The following is a 4,381-nucleotide window of genomic DNA, read 5'->3' as shown; positions in this document are numbered from 1 at the left end:
CGACCCGCCGCCCGGCATTGCGTCGCGGGCGTTCACGGCGAGGTTGAGGACCGCCAGCTCCATCTGCGCGCGGTCCACCTCCACCGGCCAGACGCCGGGCTCCAGCTCCGTCTCCACGGCGATGTCGCCGCGGAGCGACCGCTTGAGCATGCCGTCCACCATGGCGCCCAACGCGTCGTTGGCGTCCACCACCTCGGGCTTCAGCGTCTGCTGGCGCGCGAAGGTAAGCAACTGCTGGGTGAGTTGGCCGCCGCGGTAGGCCGCCTGCATGGCGGTGTCGATGAAGGGTGCGGCGGCCGCGTTCTCCCCGGCGCGGGTCTGCGCGAGGTAGAGGTTGCTGGTGATGACCATCAGCAGGTTGTTGAAGTCGTGCGCGATGCCGCCGGCGATCTGGCCCAGCATCTCCAAACGCTGGATCTTCTGCAAAAGCTCCTCGGCGCGCTGGCGGCGCGCCGTCTCGGCGGCGGCATGGGCGCGCGCCGCGCGCTCCGAGCGCTCCTTGCGGACCACCAGCCACGACACCAGCCCCAGCAGCAGCGCCGAGGGCACCGCGAACAGCGCGTAGAACAGCACGTGCGAGCGCCACTCGGCCTCCACCGAGGCGACCGAGCGGCCGTAGTTGATGTAGACCGGTGCGGCGCCCAGCTTGCGGTAGGCGAACAGGCGCTCCACCCCGTCGCCCTGGGAGACGGTGCGGAAGGAGCCGCCCTGTGGCGCGCGGGAGATCGCCTGCATGAAGCCGCTTTCCGGCGTCAGCTTCACGGACTTGCCGGCGGGGTAGCGGCCGAGGATCGTGCCGTCCTCGCGCACCAGGGAGATGTTGTCGGCCGGGATGGAGGCCGCGCGCGAGAAGACCTCCTGGAAGTCGGGCAGGTGGACGGCGACGGCGATCACGCCGTCGAACGTGCCCGGTGCCGCCCCGGCGGGCGGCGACCGCCGCCGGGCCACGTTGAACACCGGCATCTTCGTGACCCGTCCGACCCGCGTGTCGCTGACGGTGCGTTCCTCCCCGGACTTCAGGGCCAGGAAATAGTCGCGGTCGACCAGCTCAAGACCCGGCGGGGCGTCGTCGAGGCTGGTCAGCCGCACGCGCCCGGCGGAGTCGATCAGCCACAGGCTGCCGATCTGCGGGAACGCCTCCTCCGCCCGGCGAAGGTAGCGCCGGACGTCCTCCGACGCCGCGATCTCCTCCCACGACAGGCCGCGGACGCGGTCGTCGATCTCGTCATGGACGTAGGCGAAGGTCTCGAAGGCGCGCAGCGTGTGCTCGTACAGCACGGCGGTGCTGCGCTCCACGTGGCGTTGCGCCTGAGCGAACGTCTCGCGGTGGTCGTGCCACGCCACGGCGGCGAGCAACAGCAGCGGCACCGCGATCGAGGCGATCGGGAGACCCCAGTGACCGCGGGCGGACCGACGCTCGCTCATCCGTGCCAATGCTCGTGAAAGTGGTTTGGAGTAGCGACAGTATCAGATAATGCCCCGCTGTCATTATGCCATTCGGAAGACAACTCCTACTCGCTCGCCTCAACCCAGGCGCTGTCCGCGTAGCGGCGCCACCCCGGCGACAGGGCGTAGCCGTACTGCCGGGGATAGGGCAGCTCGGCGCCCAGCGCCGCCGCGGCGCGGTGCGGCCAATGCGGATCGTCCAGCACGATGCGCCCGACGGCGACGAGGTCGGCCGCCCCCTCGCGCAGCACGCGCTCGGCGTCCTCCGGCTTGGTGATCAGGCCGACGGCGATGGTGGGCGCGCCGGTCTCCGCCCGCACCCGGCGGGCGAAGCCGACCTGATAGCCGGCGGCGACCGGCACCCTGGCGGTCGGCACGGCACCGCCGCCGGAGACGTGGATGAAGGCGGCCCCGGCCTCCTTCAGCACCTGGGCGAAGACCAGCGCCTCCGGCACCGACCAGCCGCCCGCCGCGTAATCGGTGGCGGAGATGCGCACGCCCACGGGCACCGCGCCGTCCACGGCGGCGCGCACCGCCGCCAGCACCTCCAACGGGAAGCGCATGCGGTTCTCCAGCGATCCGCCGTAGGCATCCTCGCGCCGGTTGGCGAAGGGCGACAGGAACTGGTGCAGCAGGTAGCCGTGCGCCATGTGCAGTTCGATCACATCGAAGCCGGCGCGCACCGCCCGGCGGGCGGAGTCGGCGAAGGCATCGCGCACGCGGGCCAGCCCGGCGGCGTCCAGCGGACGGGGTGCGGGCCAGCCGTCGCCGAACGGCACGTCGGAGGACGACACCGTCTGCCAGCCGCCGTCCGCCTGGGCGACCGGCTTGCCGCCCAGCCACGGCGCCTGGGCCGAGCCCTTGCGCCCGGCATGGCCGAGCTGGATGCCGAAGCGGCCGCCGCTGCCATTCTCGCGGTTGAAGCGGACGATGCGGGCCAGTGCGGCTTCCTGCTCGTCGGTCCACAGGCCGACGCAGCCGGGGGTGATCCGCCCCTCCGGCGACACGCCGGTGGCCTCCACCAGCACCAGACCGGCGCCGCCGATGGCGAACTGGCCGAGGTGCGCGAGATGCCAGTCGTTGGCGACGCCGTCCACGGCGCTGTACTGGCACATCGGCGCCACCACGATGCGGTTGGGCAGCGTGACGGTTCCCAGTTGGTAGGTGCTGAACAGCAGGTTGGCCGCGTCGCTCATCCGCCCTGTCTCCGTAAGGTTCGACCCGAGCGCACGATAGTGGGGTGCCGGGGTGCCGATGGACAACGGGCGGTCGGCGAATGGCTGCATTTCACACGGAGCGGCGCAGCAAATGGCTGCCGCCTTCGTGCGGCAGGCGCTGGTGCCAGGGGATGGCGGCGTGGCCGGCCTCGGTGAAGCCCTGCCGTTCGTACAGGCGGCGGGCCGGGAGGTTGTCGGCCCAGACGTGCAGGGTCACCCGGTCGAAGCCGACGGTGCGGGCGCGGTCGTACACCGCGTCCAGCAGCCGGGCGGCGACGCCGCGGCGGCGCCACGCCGGCTGGACCGCGAGGGCGGAGAGGAACAGGCTGCCCCAGTCCTGCGTCTCGTCGAAGCTGCGGATGTGCTCCAGCCGGTCGGCGGGAAAGCCGGTGCGGTCGACGTCGCGCATCCACAGGGCCGGATAGGCGTGCGCCAGCCCGATCACCTCCCCACCCGCCTCCGCCACGATGCACTGGCGGTAGGAGAAGGAACCGGCGGTGCCGGCCACGCCGGCCGCCAGCATCTGCGCCACCGGGGCGCCGCCCAGCAACCCGTCCAGCAGGAAGTCGTAGATGCCGCCGCCGGCCATCACCATCAGCTCGGCCACCGCCAGGGCGTCGTCGGGCTCGGCGGGGCGGATGTGCGGTTCGGTCGGCATGGCGGTCCCTCGTGGCCCGGCGGGGCGGCAAATGTAACCGGATGCAACACTATGCAACGCATTTGCCATGGTGTTGCATTGGGCCATATCCTTCGTTTTCCGTCATCCGGACGCGCGCAGGGAATGTCCAGGATCATCCCGATGATGACCGCCCTTAGGAATTTTGTCAATTTCGCGACACGGTGAGGCCATGCACGGCGCCCCTATCCACATCGGATCGGCCCGGTTCGCCGCCGACCTCGAAGACGCGGCGCGACTGTTCGGCGCCTACGCGGCCTCGCTGGACATCGACCTGTCGTACCAGGACTTCGCCGCCGAACTGGCCGGCCTGCCCGGCAAGTACGCGCCGCCGTCCGGCGCCCTGCTGCTGGCGCGCGGCCCCGGCGGGGAGGCGCTGGGGTGCGTAGCGCTGCGGCCGATCGAACCGGAGGGCTGCTGCGAGATGAAGCGGCTCTACGTGGCGCCGGAGGGGCGCGGGCTTGGCCTCGGCCGGGCGCTGGTCGACGCCATCCTGGGGAAGGCGGTGCGGATCGGCTACCGCGAGATGCGGCTGGATACGCTGCCGAGCATGACGGCGGCGCTGGCGCTGTACCGGGAGGCAGGGTTCGTGACGATCGAGCGGTATTACGACACGCCGGTGGCCGGGACCATCTTCCTCGGGCGACGGCTTGCGGGCCATGGTTGACCGGGCGGCACCCGATCCTTTAGCCTGTGGGGCATGAGCGGACGTCCGAGGCTTTCGATTCGGCGAATTATGGACCCGGTCCTCCTTTGAGGGCCGGGACACGTCACGCGTCTGCGCCGAATCGATCCAAGGGAACCTAAGTCCATGTCCGCCACGATGCCCGCCGGCCAGCCGGCCGCCGATACCCGTCCGTACGATCCCACCCGCCGCGTCGCCTTCGCGCTGCGCGCCGACGCCGATCCCGGCGTCCTGCCGCGCGTGCTGGAGCTGTTCGCCAAGCGCGGCCTGGTGCCCGACACGTTCCACGCCGACCGCATGGCGGACGACGACACGCTGGCCGTAGAGGTCGAGGTGACGGGGATGGCGCGCGCCATC

Annotated in this window: 3 protein-coding genes and 2 pseudogenes; 2 read left to right on the top strand and 3 right to left on the bottom strand. The window is 71.4% G+C overall.

All coding sequences use genetic code 11. The features are described from left to right. The 3 genes and pseudogenes from VED21_RS19530 to VED21_RS19520 form a co-directional block, all read right to left on the bottom strand. Nucleotides 1-1,425, bottom strand: a pseudogene (locus VED21_RS19530) (hypothetical protein); the annotation flags it as partial. 86 nt (nucleotides 1,426-1,511) lie between these two features. Further along, a complete protein-coding gene (locus tag VED21_RS19525) occupies nucleotides 1,512-2,642 on the bottom strand; it encodes an NADH:flavin oxidoreductase/NADH oxidase (RefSeq protein ID WP_324885095.1) in 1,131 nt (376 codons plus the stop codon). A gap of 91 nt (nucleotides 2,643-2,733) precedes the next feature. Beyond that, nucleotides 2,734-3,321 (bottom strand): GNAT family N-acetyltransferase, encoded by a 588-nt coding sequence (locus VED21_RS19520; protein WP_324885093.1) that lies wholly within the window; start codon nucleotides 3,319-3,321, stop codon nucleotides 2,734-2,736. Nucleotides 3,322-3,511: 190 nt separating this feature from the next. Between VED21_RS19520 and VED21_RS19515 the strand changes: the two genes are divergently transcribed. Continuing rightward, entirely contained in the window at nucleotides 3,512-4,006 is a 495-nt protein-coding gene (locus VED21_RS19515; RefSeq protein ID WP_324885091.1) for a GNAT family N-acetyltransferase, read from the top strand. Between the two features lie 144 nt (nucleotides 4,007-4,150). Further along, nucleotides 4,151-4,381 (top strand): annotated as a pseudogene (locus VED21_RS19510) (hypothetical protein); the annotation flags it as partial.

Origin of the sequence: Azospirillum sp., from assembly GCF_035627195.1 — a bacterium.
Taxonomy (GTDB): Bacteria; Pseudomonadota; Alphaproteobacteria; order Azospirillales; family Azospirillaceae; genus Azospirillum.
Note: the sequence above shows the minus strand (reverse complement) of the source record. Positions and strands in the feature narration are given on the sequence as shown.

Coding starts and splice junctions, on each gene's coding strand:
- VED21_RS19525 (WP_324885095.1), bottom strand. CDS start 2,642: ATGAGCGACGCGGCCAACCTGCTGTTCAGCACCTACCAACTGGGAACC.
- VED21_RS19520 (WP_324885093.1), bottom strand. CDS start 3,321: ATGCCGACCGAACCGCACATCCGCCCCGCCGAGCCCGACGACGCCCTG.
- VED21_RS19515 (WP_324885091.1), top strand. CDS start 3,512: ATGCACGGCGCCCCTATCCACATCGGATCGGCCCGGTTCGCCGCCGAC.